Origin of the sequence: Methylocaldum szegediense (genome assembly GCF_949769195.1) — a bacterium.
In the GTDB taxonomy this organism is placed as follows: domain Bacteria; phylum Pseudomonadota; class Gammaproteobacteria; order Methylococcales; family Methylococcaceae; genus Methylocaldum; species Methylocaldum szegediense.
The window spans coordinates 1,149,653-1,171,642 of record NZ_OX458333.1; the positions used below are offsets into that span (position 1 = coordinate 1,149,653).

Consider the following 21,990-nt stretch of genomic DNA (forward strand, 5'->3'; position numbering starts at 1 on the left):
CTCTCACCTCACGTTTCGAACTGCCGTGAGAGCGAGTGTAGAAGGCACAGTCCAGCACTGCGACTATGTTGAATTACTTATCAAACAGTCCACTAGTGCGGTATTAACTGCGTTTTGACGCCAATTGATCCCCCAACACCCGCCGCACGTAGTCCTGTGTTTCCGGGAACGGGGGGATGCCGTTGTATTGCTCGACAGCGCCTTCGCCCGCATTGTACGCAGCAACGGTTCGCACAAGGTCGCCCTGGAAATGATCCAACAGCCACCGAACGTACTTGGCGCCACCCTCGATGGATTGGCGCGGATCGGTCCGATCGGTCACGCCGAAGCGTTCGGCGGTGGCGGGCATCAGCTGCATTACACCGACTGCGCCCTTCGGAGACGTGGCGAGCGGGTTGAAGGACGATTCCACGCTCGCCATCCGTTCCAGCAATCCGGACGGCAAACGGTACCGGCTTTCCATTTCCTGAAAGATCGGTATCAAATCGGCCGGTGTCGGCTTCGTTTTCGTGAACACGGGATAACTGTCGCCGGTCAGGGGGTTGTCTGTGGCGCCCTGTGCGGGTTCGTTGGCGCGATTGTAGTTGCCGATCAGATCGATGAGGTCGGGGCGATATTGCGTGGCGGTCTGCCGCAAGAGTTTTGCGATATTCGGCCCCATGTCGCCTGACTCCTCTAGGAGTTGCTGTTCCGCCTCGCTTAGCGTCGGGTGACCGGTATCAGTACCAAGAGAGAGTAGTTGACTGATCTGGTTTGCCATCCAACCAGGACCGCTGAGTTCCGACCATGGAAGACCGGCGAACGTTTCGTATAACGAGGCCCGATAATAATCCTGTTGAGCGGGTGTCAACCGATCCGCAACCTCCGCGACTCGTTCGTCAACCCATCGGTCGATACCGGCCTTGAATCGATCTGCCGAGATTTCGGGTAAATTTTCCAGTGCTTCGATACCAGCTTCCGCTGGATTCTTACCATCCCGCAATGCACGTTCATACGTTTCTTTGAAGTCATTTCTGACACCTTCGAGATTTGTTACGCCGGTACTAACTGCCGAGAGACTCTGGCCGATGCTGTACAAGGCGCCGCCGACATAATCGTAGGCGAACTCCGCCGGCGAGGAATCGTTGGCCGAGCGGGTGATCTGCTCCCTGAAATGATCAGCTCTTTTACTACGAATGTCGCGGCGAGCTTGATCGGACTCGTGGCGCAACGTGGTCTGGCTGTCGTGGTATGCGCTATTGACCGACGCCTCGCCGCTTGCGACTCTTCCGTGTTCCTGACGGATTCGGCTTAGAACACGATCCTCTATGCCGGCCGTATCGCCGCGGGGATCGTAAAGATTCACTTGCTCGACCTGGCTTTGAACCTCGCCGAAGGCAGGCGCGGCCTCGCGGATGTGCGTGTTACGGCTGTAGTTCAGATCGTTGCCAGGTGCAAGTGTTTGCCAGGTGTCACCTAGCAATTGATAACCGGCAATCTTTGCTTTGCTGGCTTCTTCGGCATCGAGCGACCGATAGTGCGTCGGCGAAAATCCGGTCAGCAACGACACGCCAGCGGCAGCGTAGGCCTGATCGCGATCGGAGATCAGACCGATCGCGCGCCATTCGGCTGCCAGGCGCTGAGTATCCCCAATCAGGCCATAACGGTCGAGCGTCTGGGTGAGCCGTTCGAACAGACCCGGGTCGCTGGCGATTCGAAGCCCGGTTTCCGCCGCGCCGAATGTCGCCTGTGCGCCGAATCGTTGCTGCATAGCCACCGTCTCGTTGTAGGTTTCCGAGGCCGACAGCGCGTCGGTCGCGCTGCGCTGAAGCGTCGAAAGTTCCTGGCTTTGCAGACCGAAAGCCGCGACGTCGCGCGTGCTCTGCTGCGCGTCGGTGACCAGGCTGCGCTCGAGGCCAGTTTGAAAACTATTGTCTTCTCCCCACTTAGAGAGTATGTCGGCAGCAAGTTCATTTGCGGTTTGGTCACCAACCTTGAATTGGTTTTGAATTTGGCCGGAAAGACTGGCTAGCCGAATATTGCCTCCGATTGAGGCCGACAGAGCCGCGGCGAACTGGTCGCCGGAAATGCCGGAATGACTGTAACGCTGCGCGAAGTCCTCGCCGACCGACCGCAGGAATTTGTCGGTGTAGCTCGTGCTGTTCGCAATTTTGGTCACCAGCGAATTCAGATCCGAACCCTCTGTGCTGAGGCTGTGGCTTCTGGACGCTGCCGCCTGGAGATTGCTCATGAAATTGGAGGTTGCCTGTTCCATTGCTCCGTAGGCCGAGGATACCGAGGCGCTTAGGTCGGTCCCAGCATTGAAAGTGGGCAGCACGCGTTCCGCGCCATGCAGCGTGACGCCGGAGAGCGGCGCGTGTTGATGCATCGGTTGAAGGTTCAACACCGGCGCGGGGCCGATCACGTCCGGCGTTGTAATTCGCTCGTTCACGTGGTCACCGCTGTCCATCCGGCTCAGGAAATGGGTCGCCGTGACGGCGCCACGATAAATCAGCATTAGGGTGATCGCCGGCGTCGAGGCTGCGAGCATGCCGCCGATGGCAATCCAGTTCTGAAGCTCCTGGTCCAATTTATAAATGCCGTATATCGAGGGCAGATTGAACGTCGCGCCGGTCAGAGCGGCCATCTTCGCCGAGGCGGCCATCTGTATGAAGAGGTTGACCACGGCCAGAATCGGCATCCACAGCTGGATCCAGAGCAACATGGAGAAGTAGGCGATATTCATGCGGATGCCCAGGGCGCCCAGCATGATCACGAAGGCCATCATAGGCGCGAGAGCGTAACTGAGCCCTTCGATGAACGCCATCATCGGCCGAACGATGCGGTTGAACAGCGTTTCCTCGGCAGCCCATTGGGTGTTCCGTTGCTGGATCGCCTGTTCGACCATAGCGGCCTTGTTCCAGTGCATGGCATCCTCGTGACGGCCGACAATACCTTTCTCGAACATCGGCAGGATCGCGGCCATCTTCATGTAGTGAAGTGCGTCGACCGCACCGGAACCGGCGAGCGCGTCGAAGGCATCCTGAACCTTCGGCAGGACCTCAGCGGGAGACGATACGCCGACAGCGTCGGCAAGTAGCTCTTCGAGCCGCGGGACGAACCGGTCGTCGATGTAGGCCGCCAATTGAGCCCAGGCGTCGGTGCACGTCAGGATACGCGCCCCCCCGCCGATATAGATCTCCGTGGTGTAAATCGCCGTGTCGAACCGGATAGCGTTCAGGGGATCGGGGTCGCGCAGGATCTCGTCAATGGATTTCCGGTTCAGATCCACGCCGGTGAGCGTGCACTCCTTGACATAGTTGATCACGCTGTTTTCGACGTCAGCCCCGGCGGTAGGCGCGTTGGCTCCGCCAAGCTGCGTGCGGGAAAGGAGGTTTTTCCGAATGGCGGTGATCGTGGTCAGAGTGTCCGCGAACCCGCGTTCGGTCATCGTCGGCAGTGAGAAAGCCTGCTCGAATAGGCGAGTCGTGCGGTATCCCATGTTCGACAAAAGGCTGCCGACCGCGGCCGGACCGAGCGGTACGTTATCCACCACCCGGACATCGCCAGTATAGGCATCCTCTATGGAGACCCGAACCCCTGGGCTGTACAGGATCATCCACAGTACCACGGCCATGAACATATCCTGGTAGCGGATGCCACGACCGTCCCAATTCACCAGGGACCGGATCATGACCAGAATCACGCCCACGACAGCGCCGACGGAGGCGGCCGTCCGGTAATCGCCGGTCTGGGCGAGCATGGCAACCGCATTCAGTACCGTTTGAAACGAGACCTGGTTAAGAAGGGATTAAGACACTATCTTGGTCACGTAGCGCGGCAGGGACGATTAGAGCGTTTTCATTTTGTTTATACAGTAGATCTACGTTGCGGAAATCATTTAGCTGTAGTGGAAGTAGGGTGTGGTGAGCGAAGCGAACCGCACCGCACCGTTCGCGGATGGCTTCCAGTATGGAGTCCAGTTAGTCCTGCCTGACTTCCATTCCCCTCGGTTGCCTTTCAATGAAGATGAAAACGCTTTAGTTTGAAACGAGACCTGATTAAGAAGGGGTTAAAACCGTGTGGGGTAAGGGAAAACTTCGCCGAAGATTATGTCGGCGATAGGCCATGATGCCTCAGACGGACATCATCAGGCGGACGGATGAATTGTTCCGGTTTGAGAATGCCCACCATGCTGGCTTATGAAAGCCCGCGCGATCTGAGGATTCATTCATAATGGATATTCTGTCGGCCGGACGCGGTTTTCTGGAGTAGGTTGAAGTGGGATTCTGGGGGATGGAGATGTTGGGTTTTAGTGCGGTTTATCGGCTCGCGACTGACTTGCTGGGTTTCTTTCAATCGCTGGCCGAGCAGGGCTGTCCGGCGCCATTTCGGTTGGGGCCTTACCGGGCGTTTCTGGTCACTCGCCCGGAGCACGTGCGGCACGTCTATCAGCGCGAGCAGGCTGGCGTTTACATCAACAATCGATTTGCCAGCGTAACCAAGCGTGTTTTTGGGGACAGCCTGTTGAACAACGATGGTCCACAGTGGGCGAGTCAGCGGCGAATGTTGAAGCCGTACTTTACGAATGCGGGGGTCAAGCAATGGGCTAGTCTCATCGATCGGAAACTCGGCGATCTGGCGGACGCCTGGGAGCGGAAAGCCGGTGAGTGGCTAACGGTCGATGCCGAGTGCGCGGCGCTCACGCAGGCGGTCATGACGTCGGTCTTGTTTGGAGAGGAAGTGGGGCAAACCGCTGTGGCGCAGGAGGCTATCGAGGCCATCCACGTGGTGCACCAGGAGTTTGTCACGCAGACGCTCGGTTTGGCGCTCCTCGGCCCTGTGTTTTCCTGGCTTCCTGTGCCGTCCAATCGGCGCTTCAATCGAGCGATCCGAACGATCGACCGGATAGTTGGCCGTCTTATCGACTGTGCAAGTCGCACGCGGCAGGGTCTGATAGCCTTTCTGCGGGAAACGGTCGACCCCGACACGGGGCGCTCTATGGATGCGAAACTGTTGCGCGACGAACTCATTGCCTTGTACGTCGCCGGTCAAGAGACAACGGGAATTGCACTGACCTGGTTGTTGTACGAGCTGGCCAAGCATCCCGAGATTGCGGAGAAAGCCCGGAAGGACGTGCTGGATCGGCGAGAGGGTGAGGTCAATGCTGAGGCATTTCCGTACTTGTGGGCTATCGTACAGGAGACCTTGCGACTCCACCCGTCGACAACCACTCTGCTTCGATATGCGGTCCGCGGCGACAGGATTGGCGAGGTTGAGATTCCCAGAGGCTCGCTGGTGTTGATGAGCCCTTATGTAACGCATCGACTACCCGATATCTGGCCGGACCCGGAGCGTTTCGATCCGACACGCTTTAAGCCAGGATCAGGCGCGCCGGGTGTTTGTTCTTTTATAACTTTCGGCGGCGGGCGTCATATATGTCTCGGCTTGAATTTAGCCAACCGAATTCTTCTCCAAAGCGCGGTTACTCTGCTACGGCGCTTCGAGTTTTATGTCCCCAACGACTATCGGGTCAATCCACGTCCGGGGTTGTTTCTACGACCGGAAGGCGGGTGCCGGATTCAGATCGTGTCACGGCCGCTATCGGATCGGCTCGCCGCGGCAGCCGGACGGTGAGGATCGATCCCAGTCCTGCCGTACTTGGTTCTATCAGAGCTTGTAGCGTGTAGCCCGGATGAAACGACGAAATCTTTACACACCATGTCGTATGTACGTGGAGTTTTTCACCAGCCTGTTATGGCGCACTGAGTACTAGGATTTGCCAATAGCTATCGGTGGCGTAGCAATGCCACATGACAGATTCTTCTTGCAGCTTGGCAAGAATCTCTTCATCGGCATACATGACCCCATCGGCACATGAAATACAAGCAAACGGTCCAAACGACTCCGACCGTTCGCCTGTGGTATTTTCGAAAGAAATCGTGGCCGGAGCTTCACAAACATACCGGGTAAAGTGCCGATCTCGGGTTTCCCAGAAATGATTGCGATAAGCCGCCACGCTGTTTCCTTGCGGTCCTTGGTGAAGGACGTTACCGCTGATACGGAACCACGGCGCGGGTCCAATGTATTCGGGGCGGCCTCCTGCGCCACTTTCAAATTTCAATCGAATCATAGTTCTTTTCCCTTTCCGACGTTTATATAGGCATCGGAAGCGGGTTAAAGTTTTCTTCGAAAACTCATAGTTCGAGATGTTTCACCCCGTGCACTGTGATGGATCTCGTCTTTGAGGTTTCGATAGATTTTCGGTGCACGTCGCCCAGGGCGTTGGTATACAGTTGCGATCCGGTTGCTGCTCAAGCCAACCGCACGAGAAAGTCAAGGCATAAGACCTGCATGTGACGGGTGATGCCGAGTGACACATCATGACTCAGGCAGTTCCCGGCTGTGAGCCTGAAATTCGGAATCGCAAACACCCTTTATTGTGATCTTCTATTTCTGTATTTTTATGAGATAGGAGCTTCATCTTCAGCCCAATCGGCGCCGGGTAGACGCGATTTCTGATGAACTCCTGTTACTTGGAGTGATCTCATAAATTGACAGTGAACTGATTAGGGATTACCCATATGAAACCAGGTGCCATAGTTAATGCTACATTCAATAACCGTCACTGTATTGCCAGGATTACTGGTGTCGGCAAAAAGTATGGAGAAACCTTCTTTCATATTATATTGATCTCGCCATGTGTAATGGATACCGGAACTATACCAGCTGGAACAAAGACTTGGGTATGGCCGGAGATGGTTACACTCAGTGTTAACGACGCTAGTTAGGTTCACGCGCTTTGATCATCAGGGATAAAAAAGGCGGCGCGACCATCGAGCCATTTATCGATCGTCGGTCGCGCCGCCTGCGTCCTTCATATTCCACCTAGGGATGTAAGAACGCAATCGATCAGGCGTTCTTCGCGACCAGTTAGGATTCCAAAGTTCAATTCTTCCTGCACAGGCCCCTACTCGAGCTTATAGAAACGCTCATAACCATGGTTCCTAAAAGGCCGGAGCAATAACAACAGATCACGTATCGGTCTTATGGCGGCCTTTCCTTCTCCGGCGCGGCTCTCTAAGGTATGATCCGCCGTTCCGTTGTTTGCTTCTTTAGGCGCGACTGAGAATCTGCAGTTAAAGGCCCGCCAGCCCCGCGATATTGAGCGAAGGTCCCATGGAATTCAAAAAGCGGGGCTTTTGGAAGTAAACCGGCCGGCTCGAGTCCAGGATGGTCTATCGCGAAAGAAGAAGACGGATGATGAGTGCCGTGAGGTTGTTATGCTGCGTGACTTTTGGGACTTCTGCACAAGACCCAAGCGGCGAGCAAAAGACCTTTTGTCGGTATCCGTCGGTTTTACCCTACGAACCGACATCGTCAGCCTCGCAAGCCTTCGTCATATGGATGTTCCGATTAAGTCCTTCGACTTAGCTCGGAACACGCCCGTCGACTGAGCTCAGGACAGGTTTGTTGAAGGGTATGAACGGAATCCAGTTTTTCAGAGCTTCCGTAATACTGAAACACTTATCAAGAGAAAACAGTCATGTCCGCCTTTAAGAAATATCATTGTTTGGAATGTGAGCATATTTATGATGAAGCCAAAGGCGACCCGGATAGCGGTATTGCCCCTGGTACTCGCTGGGAAGACATTCCCGAAGACTGGGTTTGCCCGATCTGTGGGGCGCCGAAAAGTTTTTTTAAACTGATGGAGTGAGCTTCGGTAAAGGATTTGCCGAACTTTGCCAGCTGATTCGGGGGAAAGGTAACTTTGGCTTCGATTGTTGCGGATTTTCCGTGCCGGCGTTCCGAGTCGTGCAATCTTGAGCAGCGTTGTAAGGTGCGCGGTAAGTCTTTCGCAATGGAAGGATCGGACGCATCAAAATATATTCTCTACGCGTCCAGGATACTGAAAGACGGCCGATAGGTGTCATGTCCCGCATGATTGTAAACCTTCTTGCGAAAGAGATGCGGGTGGGACAGTTGCCAGTTTTTGAGAGCCTGGATCGGGGTGAGATGGCCTAAGGCCTTTTGGGGAATGTGATGATTGTACAGCTCGACATAGCGGTGCAGGGTGGTGTCCAGATCGGCGGTTGAATCGAAGTGATGGGTTTGCAACACCTCCTCGATGCGGCCATTGAAGCGTTCCACCAGGCCATTCGTTTGGGGCCGGCCCGGCGGAATCAGGCGATGTTCGATGCCTTGTTCAGTACAGAGGCGGTCAAACTCATGCGTCCCCGAGGGCTGCCGAGTTCGGGTCAGGAAACGGTCGGTAAACTCCGAGCCGTTGTCGGTCAGGCATTTCTGGATGCGGAAAGGCGCGGCCTGAATCACCGCTTTGAGGAAGTCCTTTGCGCTTAAGGCGGTGCGGTTGGGCTTGAGGGCGACATAGACCCAGCGGGTGGCGCGGTCGATGGCGACGAACAGGTATCGGCGGGGTTCGCCGTCGATGGCGGGCAAGTACTTAACATCCAGGTGAAGGAAGCCGGGCTCATAGGCCTTGAAGGGTTTGACCTTCGCCTTCTCTGTAGGCGGAAGCAGGGTCTTGAGGGACGCCACCCCGTGGCGGCGCAGGCAGCGGTCTAGCCCGGAACGGGACACGGCGGGATTGAGAAATTCCCGGGTCACGGCCAGGAGATCATCCAAGGGGAGGAGCAGAGCTTGGCGGAGGTAGACCACGATGGCTTCCTGGGCGGGCGTGAGCGTGGTTCTGAGGGTGTGGGGCCGGTGTGAGGCATCTTCGACCGAGGATCGGTGTTTCCACTTGCGGACGGTCGTTCGGCTAATGCCATGCTTTTGGGCCAAGGCGCGCTCGCTCAACGTGGACGCTTGAATGGCCTGCCGAACGGCCGGGGTGGTACGGGCGTTCTTATGAAGACGAATCTGCATGGAGAGAAACCTCACTTGGACGAACCGAATATCTCCTGGAGAAGGCTCCGGGCTTCGAACAGAGCATAACTCCTTCTGGGTAAATAATCATACGGGACGTGACAGATAGGGCACATGGATAGTGCTCTTGACTCTTGGAGCCAAACAATGGCACCTCATGACAGAAATAGGTATAGAGACGAAGCACGAAACGAAGAATCGATCAGCCGCCAAAAACACCGTAACCTGGTAAGTCGCTACGGTCCAAGGCTCGCGCTTATCATGTTGCCGGTCCTAGCCTATCACTCAAGTCAGAGTTTTCAATTCGAAATTGACGCTTTGTGGACGGAATTGAAGACAAAGTATTTCTCGGGTCAGGCAGAAAGCGACCGAGGATCGGCACGCCCCGCTTACAAACCAGAGCAATCCGTGCCTGCCCCGATGCCCGCTAAACCCGAGGCGGAGCCGCGACATCATCAATCGCCTCGGTATGATCGACAGCCCGATAACGATCCACCGTTTGATGAGGAATTTAGAAACTATACGGCCGACAACCCGCGACAATTGGCAGAACTCGAAGATGGTGTTGGTTTGGTCGCGCGGTAGGAAGACACCGGTTATACCGACCTCCGAAATAACGGACGTATCCCTGAAGTACTTAGAAAATGTTGAGCATTGGCACTCTCGGGATTTTCCTATGCAATAAATCCTCGCAATAACGAGTCTCCGAGCTTATTTGTGTTTGTGAAAATCGGGGAGAAAACGCCGTTAGATGTTCGGATAACCGCGAATATAGCTGAAAAACCTCTGATTTCTGGATTCGTGATCGCGGCATGCGTGCCGTAGTTTATCTTTTGTTCGGTTGCGTTTAGAAACTCGGTCACAACGCTCTTACTATTCTTATTGCGCTGTGTCTCGCAGGGTTTTGGATGGCTATATGGTTTACGCGCCTGGTCGCCTTTCTGATGTACCTGTCCTTGGGCAAAAAGCAACAGATGAGCCGTAGGTTTTCGGTGGTTGATCGGGAAATCGAGTCAACGGTACTGGTCCTCTCGGCATTGCTATCGGCGTTTGGTGTCTTTTCCGGCGTGCGATTTGCGCTCAGTCTGCGTCGCTGGAGAGTTATATCGAGCGCGTGAGTTCCGGGCAGGTCGATTCGGTATTCGAATTCCAGAACCTTCCTCGCTATTTCCATAACCGCCACAAAGCACACCCTGTCCGAAGTGGGACTCGGTAGCAGAGTTATTCCAATCCGAATCGGATGATTTGGGCAAAATCCCAGGCTCTTAGGCTCGCGCCGCCGACCAACGCGCCGTCTACACCCGCGATGCTCATGATTTCGGCGATATTGTCGGCTTTGACGTTGCCGCCATAAAGAATCCTGATGGTCGATGCAATTTGCTCGCCGTAAAGGTCCATGATTAGGTTTCTGATAAAGTCGTGTACTTCGCTGATCTGTTCCAGTTTTGCGGGTTTTGCACCTTCGCCGACTGCCCAAACCGGTTCGTACGCAATGATGACTTCACTTGCGGTTCTTGGCGAAACCACTTCGAACGCCGATCTCAACTGGCGATCCAGCAACTTGAATGTGTCGTGGGTTTCTCTAGCCTCCTTGTTTTCGCCGACGCAGAGGATGACCTGAAGTCCGTGGGCCAGGGCGGCTTGAACCTTTTTCTGTATAACCTCGTCGCTTTCACCGGCCCGCTCGATCAATTCTTCTTCCAAGAAACGCTGGATTCCGATCAGAACGTCTTGATTCGCTTCCGAAACGAGGTGTTCGAGTGCCGCGAGGACTTGCTGGTCCGCATCGTCTTTGGTCCTGAGCAGTTCCAGTTCCTGCAACAGAAAACTCTTGGAAAGCCGCTTCGCGATACTGGGTCCGAACCCGAAATACTTGCCTAGATTGGTCCGGCGGTCCGAATGTCCGACGATGACGCGGTCGACGCCAAGGGACGCAAGCATCTCGGCTGAAATTTCTCCGGTGAACGCACCTTTGGACTCGAAAAAAGTGTCCTGTGCCAAAAGGAAGACATTCCGCCCGAGCCCGTATTCGGTGCGGAGGAAGTCTGGCTTGATGTAATCGGCGAGGGTGGATAATCCGGTAAAAGGAGGAGCCAGTCCGATGTCGACGTCCTTTATGCCCTTGCAAAGGTCAAAGATTCTCGCGGCGAGCGCGACGCCCGATCTCGGAAGCACGTTCATTTTCCAGTTACCGGCGAGGAACGGTCTGATCGCCCCGGGATCTCCGCTCTCAGCTTCGATTTTCATCCACTGATTCGCCGTTCTCTGACGGTAATAGTTTCGATAGACGCTTGCCGCAGTCATGGTTTGCTTATCCTGATATTCAGGTTTCATTCGACATCCGCCTGTTGTTCCGCTGCTTCGATCTATCATGGGGGCTGAGGGAAGGTAATACAACTCGACCTTGCCTGCTCGTCGGTTCGTTGATGATCGCTAGGCGCGTCTTAAAACAGTTCTGACCCGAAACCATTAAGGATAATTCTGCTGCCGATAATCTCGGCTTCGAGCATCGCTCTTGAAGTTGTTTAGGAGTTATCCACTGTCAAGACTTGACAGCAGCGTGCACGAGTATCCCGTGTCTGGGGGATCCGATGTAAGTCTTTGATTTGATTTTATCGCTCCAGAAAATTGAGCATTATCAATAAGATACATCAATAAACGCGCATACCGGCCTGGGTTGCAAAGAACTTGGCCAGGTTAACGCGAAGGCTGAATCGGTCGGCATCGGCAGGTATTATCCACGGACTTATCCACAGGGTTTTCCACGGAAATTGTGGATGAGTGGCAAGTCATTCCAATCGACATCGGGCCGGTTTGCCGCAAGAAAGACGACTCGAAAACTGCTTGTCCGTTATTCGGAAACAATAAGCGAGGTTCGCCGTCTCGAATTCTACTTTGCTGTCAATCGAAGCCAAGGCTAAGAGCGGAAACGCAAGCGCCCATTGGTATGCCTCACGTGCCCGACATTAAGCACGATGTGTGTTCTCGCCGCGCGACACACCGCCGGCAACGATGTGGGCGGTGCGCAACGGCTCTGGTAAGCCGCTGTGGAGAGTATGCGCCTGGATCAATGCTTTTGTTTGTGGCATCGACAAACCGGCACGCTGCACGTAAACCCGGTCGATCGGTTCCATCGGTCCTGCCCGCTCGATGAGTCGCCACTTCCGGCGTCCTCCCGGAACATGACCGAGCAGAGCGTCGCGGATTTTTTCGAGATTCGGAAGACGCCGGGTGACCACGACTACCGGGCGGTCCAGCGCCTGATGCAGTCCATGTATATCGATGACGTTGAATCCGGCAAACGCGATACCTTGAAGCAGAATCGCCTGAATTTGCGGATAAAAGCGCGAACCGGCGATCAACCGCGTCAGTGTCGAGGTCGAGTTCGCGCCATCTCGCCGCACTTTTCCCGATAGGATCCCATCTAGACGATTGCCGGCATAGTATGCACCGATAATCATCACGTCGCCCCGATGATGGCGCTCGAAGGGCGCGTCATCGAACCCGATCACGTGGGAAAACTTGGAGGAAGCCATCGGACTTCGGAAGCGAGTGATGAGAGCCGACGACTGGGGCGGGCGTTACTCGTGCGGCGATCGGACTGCTCGTCAGCTTGTGGGTATGCCGGTTGTATTCTAAGCTCAGGCGAGATCCATTTCGTTGATCACCAGATTCCGTCCGCTGTCTTTCGCCTTACGGAGACAACGCTCCGCCCGCTGAATCAAATCTGACAGAGTGTCGCTAGGGTGCATCTCCGCTATGCCTACGCTAATCGTAACCGGGATGGCTTTGCCCTGGTATCGCAGCGGAATGCGCTCCAGCACGCTGCGCAGACGGTCAAGCGCGAATGTCGCCCCCGGCGCATTGCTCTCAGGGAACACCACGATGAACTCCTCTTCGCCGGAGCGAGAGATGATGTCCTGTGACCTAAGCAGCCCGCGCGCCGCCGCCACCACATGCAAAAGAGCCTGGTCGCCAGCGTCGCGATCATGGTTTTCATTGATCCGACTAAGTAGGTCGATGTCGATCAGACCAATGGACATCTGATCTTTCCGGCGTCGGCTTCCGCTGCGAGACATGGAGCGAGTGAGCGAGCGAGTCGAGTAGCCCCCGGAAGCCCGAGCGCCGGGTGTGAGACCGAAGGTCGACGCGATAGCGGCGGTCGTAGGTCTTACACAAGGCATCGCGACCGGGCGTCGAGTTATCTGCGAGCGGTGTCCGGACCCCTCGTTGGGTCCGGACCAGACGAGCGGGGACGGCCGGGGCGCCGAAGGCAATCACTCGTCGCCAATTTTTTGCTCCTTTTGGTGACTCGGAAGTCCCAAAAGGTTTTGCAAAAAATGGCGACGCAATCGGCGTGAACTCGCGCGTCAGCACGATGTCAAGCCCGCGCCGATTCGGTATTCCCGTAAGTGGATCGATCCGGCTCAAACTTCGGCTCTCCTTCAATTCATCCTGCATGCGTTGGAGCAACTGCTGGGCTTCCTGTAATTCGACCTGGGTATCCGCGACCCTTTGCCTCAGTTGGGCGAGCGTTTTCATGATCTCGCTAAACGCCTGTTCCACAGAGAGTTCTTGGGCGCCATAGCTTTTTTCGCTGATAAACCTCTGAAACTGGCCGTCGAATGTCCCCAACTCGGCGGCAAGACTGAAGGTCGTGTCGGTAAGAATCTGTAGGACGGAGTCGACAGCAGTGGTGACTTCCGCCTCGGGCTTGGCTTCGCACATGAAGGACTCGGGCTTTCGTCCGGTCAGTTCACCAGCGATCAGATAGTAGTGCTCGGCGTAATGATCCGGGGTTGGCGGCAGACCGGATTCCGTCAGGCGTCGCAGAGCTTGTCGCGCGACCGCGCCGGGTCGGGGGGCATCGATTTCGGCGGTCATTTCGTACTTGGTTCAGAAAAGCGTGATGTTTGTAGCAAAAAGTAGACTAAACTCCTCGGATTACCAGGTTTCATACGGCTTGTACTCGATACAAGACGCCTCGATTTGTACCGAAAATTCGGGGCATCAGGCACTCACCATCTGGGTTGTCTCGCGGTAATGTCGGCTTATGGCGGCGAACGCGACGGCAGTCGCCAGCATCAGTATCGAGAAGAACCAAAAATAATCGGCCCCTGCCAGTTTTGAAGTGCCATCGGGGTTTTGTATGAAAAAATTGACCGCACTGGTGAAGAGGTTTCCGGCGGCAATGGAAACCATGTAGAACGACATGACGAAAGATTTCATGACCGGTGGTGCCTGGGTATAGGCGAACTCCAGGCAGGTGATCGACACCATGACTTCGGATGCGGTCAGAACGACATAATTGAGTAATTGCCAGCCGATGGACACCGATGCTCCGGCATCCAAGGCACGCTGAATCCATGCGGCGAAGGCGAATGAAAGAGCCGCCAGCATCATTCCCGCCCCTATCTTCCTCAATGGCGTGATGCGTACGAGGCGCTCCAGCCTCGGATAAATTCCGTAGTAGAAGAGCGGCGTCAGAATCATGATGAGCAAAGGATTGGCCGCCTGTATCTGCGAGGGCAAAATCCGGTAGCCCAGGAAGGTCTGATCCATCTTTTGGGCCTGCAGCACCCAGGACGAACCGGTTTGATCGAACAGCGCCCAGAACATCGCGACGAACAGGTAGATGACGCCGAGCCGGGCAAGAATTCGCAAGCCTTCAGGGCTGAAAACCTCGCGCAAAAAAGCGGCACCGCCGGGCGGGACATGAGTGAACTGGTAACGGCCCGACCAAAAAACGACCGTGGCAACGAACATCAGTATCCCAGGTACGCCGAACGCCGCTGAGGCTCCGTAGTGTTCCAGCAGCCAAGGCGTCAAGAGCATGGACGTGAACGCGCCGAAATTAAGCGCGAAATAAAACCAACTATAGACTCGGCTGAGCAGATGCCGATTAGTTTCCGCGAACTGGTCGCCGACATGGGCGGAAACACAGGGCTTGATGCCGCCTGCACCGAGCGCGATCAAGCTCTGCCCGACCAGCAGGCCGGTGCGGGTGTCGTCCAGCGCAAGTGCTAAATGTCCGAGGCAATAGACCAGCGACAACAGGATGATGGTTCGGTACTTGCCCAGCCAGCCGTCGGCGAGCAAGGCCCCCAGGATCGGTGTGACATACGTGGCGGAAACGAATAGATGAAAATAGCCCTTGGCTTCGTCTTCACTCATCGGATCGGGATAGCCGGCAGGGCTCATCAGGTATTGGCTCATAAATACCACCAGCACCGCACGCATGCCGTAATAGCTGAATCGTTCGGCTGCTTCGTTGCCGATGATGTAAGGAATGCCAGGTGGGAGTCCGGTGATGGGCAGCGGTTTGGAGCGATACTGCGTCATGGCTGCATCACCACTCCTTGCTCCTGGAGGAATCCTCTCGTACCCGAAACGGGCACACGAGGAGGGCAGGAAAGACGACGGGTTCGTCGAATCTCCGCCTTTTTTGATTTAGGTCAAAAAACGTCGAATTTCCTTTGGTTAGTTTATTGCCGCGTGCCGATTGCGGCGTAGCTACACAAACAATCATCTGCGAAACAATCTGAGGAAATCGTGATGGAAAAAGAGAAAGATTACTTTTGGTACTACGTAGGCGGAATCATCGTCGCGGTTGCGATCACCGTATTTATGGTCAAGAGCAGCGAGCATGGCAAATACGAAACCGCTGCCAGGGCTATCGCCGAAGATGCTACCAATTCCTCCTATCGATAAGGTATGGGACGGGTTGCTTAACGGGTTTCGACCGTACACCAATAGTGTCTAAGCAGCCTAATGCAATGCAGGACGGGCGTTTGACAATCGCACGTCCTGCATTGCAGATTTTTGAGCCCTCCAAAAATAAGCTCCTGGGTTGTCCCTACTTCCGTAGCCTAGCACATGAGGTCGTGAGGCGCCGCCGAGAGCGACGCGCTTTATAAGGATGTTGCAAATGCAGACCCGATGATGAAGGAATCCAGTCAGCCAGCTGAAAATGCTGGGTTTTGATCCATCACGCCAGCCTGTCTTTTCGGAAGTTACAACACTCTCTTGGTGTCGACGCTTTTATCTCCGGCGATCCGGCCAGGCTTTCACGACAGACTCTTCATCGCCACTTCGTAGACGTCCTTGGAAACGTTCTCGACTCCGGCGATACGCTGAAGTTGCTCGCGCATGAGTCGTTGCCGATGCTTGTCGTACCGCCGCCACGGTGTCAAGGCAGTCAGCATCCGGGCGGCCACCTGAGGATTCAAGGCATTCAGCGTGATGACGTGGTCGGCGAGTAGTGCGTAGCCGGCACCGTCGCGAGCGTGGAAATTGACCGGATTGGATTGGGAAAAGGCGCCAATCAATGAACGGACCCGGTTTGGGACTTTCAAGTCGAAAGCGGGGTGCGACAGCAGCTCCCTGACCCGATCCAGAGTTCCGGGAAGATGACAAGTCGCCTGCAAGGCGAACCACTTGTCGATCACCAAGTCATCATCCCGCCAACGTTCGTAGAATTCAGCCAGACAATCCGATTTTTCCGGATTATGGCTGTTCACGATCGTCGACAAGGCCGCGATCTGATCGGTCATGGTACGTGCTTCCCGGAACTGCCGGACGCTGAGCCGATAGACGTCCTCGGTTTCCAATTCGCTCAGATAAGAGAGGCAGACGTTCTTTAGCCGGCGTCGGCCCACGGCTTCTGCGTCGAAGCGGCCCGCCTCGTCGACGTGATGCGTCTGGTACAAGCGGCGGAAATCCTGTTCCAGGGTAGCGGCGAGCTCGCGTTTTACGGTTTGTCGGGCCTGGTGAACGGCATCGGGATCGACGATCGCCATTGATGCACTGATGTATTCTTCCGACGGCAAGGTCAAGAGCAAGGCGAAATAGGAGAGATCCGCCCAATCCTGGCCAATGATGCGCCGATAAGCCTCGATGAGACGGCTGTCCACCCTTGTTGGCGTTTCTCCCTTGGACAACCGGCCCGCCAGATCGAGGATGACCTGGGTGGCCAACTGCTGTCCGGCGTCCCAGCGGTTGAATGGGTCGGGATCGTGGGAGAAAAGAAAAGCCAATTCCTGATCGCTGCGGTTCATGTGCAGCCGGACTGGAGCCGAGAATCCACGCAAGGCGGAAACCACGGGCTTCTCCGGCAGACCGACGAAGCGGAATTGCTGGTCCGGTTCTTTTAAGTCCAACACGCGGGTTGTTTGCCCATGGGGTTCGGTTTCACCCTCGAGCTGCAAGGGCAATTCCGTGCCGTCCGGCGCCAACAGTCCTATCGCCAGGGGAATGTGAAACGGGGCCTTCACCGGTTGACCGGGTGTGGGTGGACAACTCTGTCTGACGGTGAGGTTCAGAACGCGGTTTGCCGCATCGTAATCGGCGGCGATATGCACTTCCGGCGTCCCGGCCTGGCTGTACCAGCGGCGGAATTGGGTGAGATCGACGCCGTTGGCGTCCTCCATGCATTTGACGAAATCGTCGCAGGTCACCGCTTGTCCGTCGTGGCGCTGGAAATACAGATCGGTGCCCCTGCGGAACCCGTCCTTGCCGAGCAGGGTTTGCATCATGCGGACCACTTCGGCGCCTTTTTCGTAGACGGTCAGGGTATAGAAGTTGTTAATCTCGATATACGATTCCGGCCGAACGGGATGGGCGAGGGGACCCGCGTCTTCGGCGAACTGCTTGGTGCGCAGCATGTTGACTTCGTCGATGCGCTTGACGGCGCGGGACGTCCGGTCGGCGCTGAATTCCTGATCGCGGAATACGGTCAGGCCTTCCTTGAGGCTGAGCTGGAACCAATCGCGGCAGGTAATGCGGTTGCCGGTCCAGTTATGGAAATACTCGTGGCCGATGACGCCCTCGATGTGCTCGTAGTCGCTGTCCGTGGCGGTATCGGGCCGAGCCAGCACGCATTTGGTGTTGAAGACGTTGAGCCCCTTGTTTTCCATGGCGCCCATGTTGAAATGGCTTATCGCCACGATCATGTACAGGTTCAGGTCGTATTCCCGCCCATAGTTCTCCTCGTCCCAGCGCATGGCATTCTTTAGAGACTGCATAGCGTGATCGCATTTGTCGAGGTCGTGCTTTTCGACGAAGATCTGGAGCGTGACCTCCTTGCCCGAGCGCGTCACGTAGCGATCCTCGACACACTCCAACCGTCCCGCGACCAGAGCGAACAAATAGGACGGCTTCTTGAATGGGTCCTCCCATTTCACCCAGTGGCGACCGTTCTTGAGCTCGCCGCTCGCGATCCGGTTGCCGTTGGATAGCAGCACGGGGTAACGCGACTTGTCTGCGACCAGGGTCGTCGTGTATTTGGCCATGACGTCCGGACGGTCGATGAAATACGTGATCTTTCGGAACCCTTGCGCTTCGCATTGGGTGCACAGCATGTCCTTGGAGAGGTAAAGTCCTTCCAGGGCGGTGTTCGCTTTGGGGTTGATGCGGGTGACAATCTCGAGGTCGAACGGGCGGTCGGGAACGCTAGGCAAAACCAGGGACTCCTCGCTCAGGCGGTATTCGGAGGCGTTCAAACCGCGGCCGTTCAGCTTGATCGATTCGAGCAGGAGCTCTTCGCCATTCAGCTCGAGCTCCGGATTTTCGCGCGGCGACTCCGGATTTCGACGAACCCTAAGCTTCGCGGTGACGCGTGTATTCTCTTCGTCCAGCTCGAAAAAAAGATCGACGGTATCGATGAGATAATCCGGCGGCGTGTAATCCTTGAGATAAATGGTTTTGGGGGTGTGTTCACGCATCGTGGTCTAGCCTTGTGTCGAAAATGTCGGAATGATACGGCTTAGACCACTGAAACGGGAGAGCTGTCGCTTCCCGCACGTTTTCCGATCCGGCTCGATGGTCGCATTCCGGCCAAAACGGTTAACATGACGGGATGACGCATTCCCTGTACAAGGTTTCGATCGTTGCGGTGATCCTGCTGTTTCCGGCTTGCGGGCAGGACGAAACGAATCATCGCGTCGTGGGCACCTTGGAGTGGGATCGTGTCGAGCTGATTGCGGAAGCTTCCGAGCCTATCGTCGAAATCACGGCCCAGGAAGGCGATTGGGTCGAACCGGGGCAGGTTCTGGTGCGGCTCGATCCGGCGCGGCAACAAGCCAGGCTGGAGGCGGCGAAGGCGGAGCGCGATCGCGCCGCTGCCCGGCTCGAGGAACTGGAACGGGGACCTCGGGCCGAGCGCATTCGAGAGGCTAGAGCCCGTTTCCAAGGGGCAGATGAGGTTTATGCGGTGAGGCGCCGCGACTTCGAGCGGTTGAGTGAATTGCTGCCGCGCAAACTCATCGCCCCGGATGAGGTGGACAGGGCGCGGAGGGAGCTCAAGGCGGCGCTAGCTGACCGCGATGCGGCTTTGGCAGTTCTGCAGGAGCTCGAAGCCGGCACGCGCCTGGAGGAAATCGAACAGGCGCGCCAGGCGCTTGCCTCCGCAGAGGATGCCGTGCATGTCGCCGCGACCGATTTGCAACGACTGACGGTGAGGGCGCCAGTGGCGGGGCGCCTCGACAGCCTGCCGCTCAAACTCGGAAATCAGCCCCAAATTGGCACTGTCGTAGCCGTGTTGCTCTCCGGCCCGGCTCCCTACGCGCGGGTCTATATACCCGAACCGATCCGTGCTTCCGTGATGCCCGGGGATACCGCCCGGATCTGGCTGGACGGGGTCGATAAACCGTACGAGGGTACCGTCCGCGTGGTGAGTTCGGATCCGGTCTTTACGCCGTTCTTCGCCTTGACCGAGCGCGACCGGCGTCATCTCAGCTACATCGCGAAAATCTATTTGAGTGAGACGGTCCGGGACGTGCCGGCCGGTCTTCCGGTCGAAGCCGAGCTGTCGGGACCCTCGAGGCCCCGGCGGCAATGACCGGCGACTATGCGGTTACGGCCTCCGGCCTGACCCGGCGATTCGGCGCATTGACCGCCGTCGATCATGTCGATCTCGCGATTTCCCGCGCTACCATTCACGGCTTTCTCGGCCCCAACGGTTCCGGCAAGTCGACCACGATTCGGATGCTCTGCGGCTTGCTGAGTCCCACGGAAGGAGAGGCGACAGTCCTGGGACACCGGATTCCCGGCGAAAGCGAGGCCATCAAGCGCAAGATCGGTTACATGACCCAGCGCTTTTCCCTATATGAAGATCTCACGGTCCGCGAAAATCTGGAGTTCATGGCCGACATCTACAGCTTGCCGCGGAAGCATGCCCGACAGCGGATCGACGAGTTGCTGGAAAAATACGAGCTTTCGGACCGGCAGCGGCAATGGGCCGGGACGCTGAGCGGAGGCCAGAAACAACGCCTGGCGCTTGCGGCGGTGACCGTGCACGAGCCTGAGTTGCTGTTTCTGGACGAACCGACCAGCGCAGTGGACCCGCAGAGCCGGCGCGAATTCTGGGAAACGCTGTTCGAACTTTGCGAAAAGGGGACGACCATCCTGGTATCCACCCATTACATGGATGAAGCAGAGCGCTGTCATCGCCTCGCCATCCTAGACCGCGGACGTGTGGCGGCGGATGGCGCGCCGCAGGGATTGGAACGGCGCATCGACGCCAGCATCGTAGAGATGGAAACTGACGACCCGAGGGCCGCCCGTCTTCTGTTGGCGGATTTGCCCGGTGTGCTCAGCGTAACCCAGCTCGGGGTACGGCTGCGCGTCCTACTCGACCGATCTATCGCCGATCCGCTGGCGGAGGTCCAGGCACGCCTATTCGGTCGGGGATTGAGATTCGAAGCCCGATTGACGCATGCGAATCTCGAGGACGTTTTCGTCGCCGCTACCCGCGGCCGTTATCTCAAGGCACGGGCGTGAACAGTCTGCTGCGTCTTTTCGCCATTTTACGGAAAGAAATCCGCCAACTCAGGCGCGATCGGCTGACCTTCGGGATGATCGTCGGCATTCCACTGCTGCAGATCACCCTGTTCGGTTATGCCATCAATACTGATGTCCGCTACCTAAGCGCAGGAGTGGCCGATCAGGCGAATACGCAGCTCTCGCGCATTTTGGTGCTTGATGCGCAAGCGTCTCAAGTTGTCGACATTATCCGGTGGGTCGAAACGCCGGAGGAATTGGAAACTCTGCTTTGGCGCGGCGAAATCTCGGTCGGGATTTTTATTCCCTCGGATTTCGCGCAGCGTCTCGCGATGCGAGACCGGCCGGCGGCACAGCTCATGATCGACGGGGCCGATCCTCTGATACTCGCCGCTGCACGCCAGCTCACCGGGATGTCGCTGCGCTACGACACGGCGCCGAGGCCTTCCGCCGATGCGGCCTTATTTGAAATCCGCAATTATTACAATCCTGAGCGGCGTTCGGCCGTCTATATCGTGCCCGGATTGATGGGGGTCATTCTGACGATGACGATGGTGCTGTTCACATCGGTGGCCGTCGTGCGCGAACGCGAGCGCGGCAACCTCGAATTGCTCATCACGACACCGGTGAAAAACCTGGAATTAATGGTAGGGAAGATCATCCCTTACATCGTCATCGGCTTGATCCAGGTGAGCCTCATTTTGCTGCTCGGCGTTCTGCTGTTCCACGTTCCGATTCATGGCCGGATCAGGGACGTTTATATCGCCTCGCTGGTGTTCATCGCCGCCAATCTGACAATGGGCCTGGTGATCTCGACACTGGCAAAGACGCAGTTTCAGGCGATGCAAACGACCTTCTTTTTCTTTCTCCCGTCCATACTTCTCTCAGGTTTCATGTTTCCTTTCGACGGTATGCCCAGGGCGGCGCAATACATCGCCGAACTGCTTCCGCTGACTCACTTCGTGCGCCTGATTCGCGGGATCATGTTGCGCGGCGCGGGCCTGTGGGAAATGGCGCCGGAAATCCGAGCTTTGCTGGCGTTTACGCTCGTCACGTTGAGCGCTGCGATGTTGCGGTTCAAGAAGCGGCTGGATTGATCGACCGCGTGCGGGAATAGGCGGTAGTTCCGAAAAGCACGGCTTTGGCGCGCGCTTTGCTGGATTTTTCGAAAGCGACGTGTGTCTTATTGAAATCCGTTTGAGAATTTCCGCTGCCGGGAGTTTTGATCGATCATGCCTGCTCGTGATTTGAGTTTTTCGGATCGGGTTATCCTCGACACGATCCTGTTAATGACTCTCTGATTAGGTCCTTCGGCAGGACTGTCCTAAGCCCTTCGGCTTCGCT

15 protein-coding genes and 1 pseudogene are annotated in these 21,990 nt (G+C 56.4%); 6 read left to right on the forward strand and 10 right to left on the reverse strand.

All coding sequences use genetic code 11. From position 1 onward, the window contains the following. Positions 1-103 precede the first annotated feature (103 nt). Complete coding sequence (locus tag QEN43_RS04840; protein ID WP_317964065.1) at positions 104-2,449, reverse strand: lytic transglycosylase domain-containing protein; 2,346 nt, start codon at positions 2,447-2,449, stop codon at positions 104-106. Beyond that, positions 2,441-3,766: pseudogene (locus tag QEN43_RS04845) on the reverse strand (conjugal transfer protein TraG N-terminal domain-containing protein); the annotation flags it as partial. The pseudogene QEN43_RS04845 and the gene QEN43_RS04840, both read right to left, overlap by 9 nt. A 515-nt stretch (positions 3,767-4,281) precedes the next feature. Between QEN43_RS04845 and QEN43_RS04850 the strand changes: the two are divergent. Continuing rightward, entirely contained in the window at positions 4,282-5,616 is a 1,335-nt protein-coding gene (locus QEN43_RS04850; RefSeq protein ID WP_317963758.1) for a cytochrome P450, read from the forward strand. A gap of 118 nt (positions 5,617-5,734) precedes the next feature. Here the strand turns inward: QEN43_RS04850 and QEN43_RS04855 are convergent, their stop codons facing one another. Further along, positions 5,735-6,112 (reverse strand): hypothetical protein, encoded by a 378-nt coding sequence (locus tag QEN43_RS04855; protein ID WP_026608925.1) that lies wholly within the window; start codon positions 6,110-6,112, stop codon positions 5,735-5,737. A gap of 1,413 nt (positions 6,113-7,525) precedes the next feature. Between QEN43_RS04855 and QEN43_RS04860 the strand changes: the two genes are divergently transcribed. Next, positions 7,526-7,696, forward strand: coding sequence for a rubredoxin (locus QEN43_RS04860; protein ID WP_026608926.1), 171 nt, complete (start codon positions 7,526-7,528; stop codon positions 7,694-7,696). A 176-nt stretch (positions 7,697-7,872) separates the two neighbouring features. Here QEN43_RS04860 and QEN43_RS04865 read toward each other — a convergent pair whose 3' ends face one another. The 6 genes from QEN43_RS04865 to QEN43_RS04890 form a co-directional block, all read right to left on the reverse strand. Next, positions 7,873-8,868 (reverse strand): IS481 family transposase, encoded by a 996-nt coding sequence (locus QEN43_RS04865; protein WP_317963759.1) that lies wholly within the window; start codon positions 8,866-8,868, stop codon positions 7,873-7,875. Between the two features lie 1,221 nt (positions 8,869-10,089). Further along, a complete protein-coding gene (locus tag QEN43_RS04870; protein WP_026608928.1) occupies positions 10,090-11,202 on the reverse strand; it encodes a triose-phosphate isomerase family protein in 1,113 nt (370 codons plus the stop codon). Positions 11,203-11,834: 632 nt separating this feature from the next. Continuing rightward, a complete protein-coding gene (locus tag QEN43_RS04875; RefSeq protein ID WP_026608929.1) occupies positions 11,835-12,404 on the reverse strand; it encodes an endonuclease dU in 570 nt (189 codons plus the stop codon). Between the two features lie 105 nt (positions 12,405-12,509). Beyond that, positions 12,510-12,911, reverse strand: a complete 402-nt coding sequence (locus tag QEN43_RS04880; protein WP_026608930.1) for a GGDEF domain-containing protein — start codon at positions 12,909-12,911, stop codon at positions 12,510-12,512. Further along, complete coding sequence (locus QEN43_RS04885; RefSeq protein ID WP_317963760.1) at positions 12,877-13,752, reverse strand: GGDEF domain-containing protein; 876 nt, start codon at positions 13,750-13,752, stop codon at positions 12,877-12,879. The genes QEN43_RS04880 and QEN43_RS04885 overlap by 35 nt, the downstream gene beginning before the upstream one ends. A 126-nt stretch (positions 13,753-13,878) precedes the next feature. Beyond that, positions 13,879-15,210, reverse strand: coding sequence for a POT family MFS transporter (locus QEN43_RS04890; protein ID WP_026608932.1), 1,332 nt, complete (start codon positions 15,208-15,210; stop codon positions 13,879-13,881). Positions 15,211-15,423: 213 nt separating this feature from the next. On the opposite strand from QEN43_RS04890, the gene QEN43_RS04895 reads away from it, so the two are divergent. Continuing rightward, positions 15,424-15,579, forward strand: coding sequence for a hypothetical protein (locus tag QEN43_RS04895; RefSeq protein ID WP_162144247.1), 156 nt, complete (start codon positions 15,424-15,426; stop codon positions 15,577-15,579). Between the two features lie 356 nt (positions 15,580-15,935). Here QEN43_RS04895 and pepN read toward each other — a convergent pair whose 3' ends face one another. Beyond that, positions 15,936-18,590 carry an aminopeptidase N gene (gene pepN / locus QEN43_RS04900; RefSeq protein ID WP_026608933.1) on the reverse strand — a complete coding sequence of 885 codons (2,655 nt, stop codon included), beginning with the start codon at positions 18,588-18,590 and terminating at the stop codon, positions 15,936-15,938. A 134-nt stretch (positions 18,591-18,724) separates the two neighbouring features. Here pepN and QEN43_RS04905 point away from each other — a divergent pair, with 134 nt between their 5' ends. From QEN43_RS04905 to QEN43_RS04915, 3 genes are read left to right on the forward strand one after another with little or no spacing between them, the layout of a single operon-like run. Beyond that, on the forward strand, positions 18,725-19,705 hold the full coding sequence (locus QEN43_RS04905) for an HlyD family secretion protein (protein WP_026608934.1): 981 nt from the start codon (positions 18,725-18,727) through the stop codon (positions 19,703-19,705). Continuing rightward, positions 19,702-20,646 carry an ABC transporter ATP-binding protein gene (locus QEN43_RS04910; RefSeq protein ID WP_026608935.1) on the forward strand — a complete coding sequence of 315 codons (945 nt, stop codon included), beginning with the start codon at positions 19,702-19,704 and terminating at the stop codon, positions 20,644-20,646. The genes QEN43_RS04905 and QEN43_RS04910 overlap by 4 nt, the downstream gene beginning before the upstream one ends. Further along, entirely contained in the window at positions 20,643-21,743 is a 1,101-nt protein-coding gene (locus QEN43_RS04915) for an ABC transporter permease (protein ID WP_026608936.1), read from the forward strand. The genes QEN43_RS04910 and QEN43_RS04915 overlap by 4 nt, the downstream gene beginning before the upstream one ends. Positions 21,744-21,990 lie beyond the last annotated feature (247 nt).

Bases quoted from the DNA above. Each gene is read 5' to 3' on its own strand.
- QEN43_RS04905 (WP_026608934.1), top strand. From the start codon at position 18,725: ATGACGCATTCCCTGTACAAGGTTTCGATCGTTGCGGTGATCCTGCTG.
- QEN43_RS04895 (WP_162144247.1), top strand. From the start codon at position 15,424: ATGGAAAAAGAGAAAGATTACTTTTGGTACTACGTAGGCGGAATCATC.
- QEN43_RS04910 (WP_026608935.1), top strand. From the start codon at position 19,702: ATGACCGGCGACTATGCGGTTACGGCCTCCGGCCTGACCCGGCGATTC.
- QEN43_RS04875 (WP_026608929.1), bottom strand. From the start codon at position 12,404: ATGGCTTCCTCCAAGTTTTCCCACGTGATCGGGTTCGATGACGCGCCC.
- QEN43_RS04865 (WP_317963759.1), bottom strand. From the start codon at position 8,868: ATGCAGATTCGTCTTCATAAGAACGCCCGTACCACCCCGGCCGTTCGG.
- pepN (WP_026608933.1), bottom strand. From the start codon at position 18,590: ATGCGTGAACACACCCCCAAAACCATTTATCTCAAGGATTACACGCCG.
- QEN43_RS04885 (WP_317963760.1), bottom strand. From the start codon at position 13,752: ATGACCGCCGAAATCGATGCCCCCCGACCCGGCGCGGTCGCGCGACAA.
- QEN43_RS04890 (WP_026608932.1), bottom strand. From the start codon at position 15,210: ATGACGCAGTATCGCTCCAAACCGCTGCCCATCACCGGACTCCCACCT.
- QEN43_RS04855 (WP_026608925.1), bottom strand. From the start codon at position 6,112: ATGATTCGATTGAAATTTGAAAGTGGCGCAGGAGGCCGCCCCGAATAC.
- QEN43_RS04860 (WP_026608926.1), top strand. From the start codon at position 7,526: ATGTCCGCCTTTAAGAAATATCATTGTTTGGAATGTGAGCATATTTAT.
- QEN43_RS04850 (WP_317963758.1), top strand. From the start codon at position 4,282: ATGTTGGGTTTTAGTGCGGTTTATCGGCTCGCGACTGACTTGCTGGGT.
- QEN43_RS04870 (WP_026608928.1), bottom strand. From the start codon at position 11,202: ATGAAACCTGAATATCAGGATAAGCAAACCATGACTGCGGCAAGCGTC.
- QEN43_RS04880 (WP_026608930.1), bottom strand. From the start codon at position 12,911: ATGTCCATTGGTCTGATCGACATCGACCTACTTAGTCGGATCAATGAA.
- QEN43_RS04840 (WP_317964065.1), bottom strand. From the start codon at position 2,449: ATGGACAGCGGTGACCACGTGAACGAGCGAATTACAACGCCGGACGTG.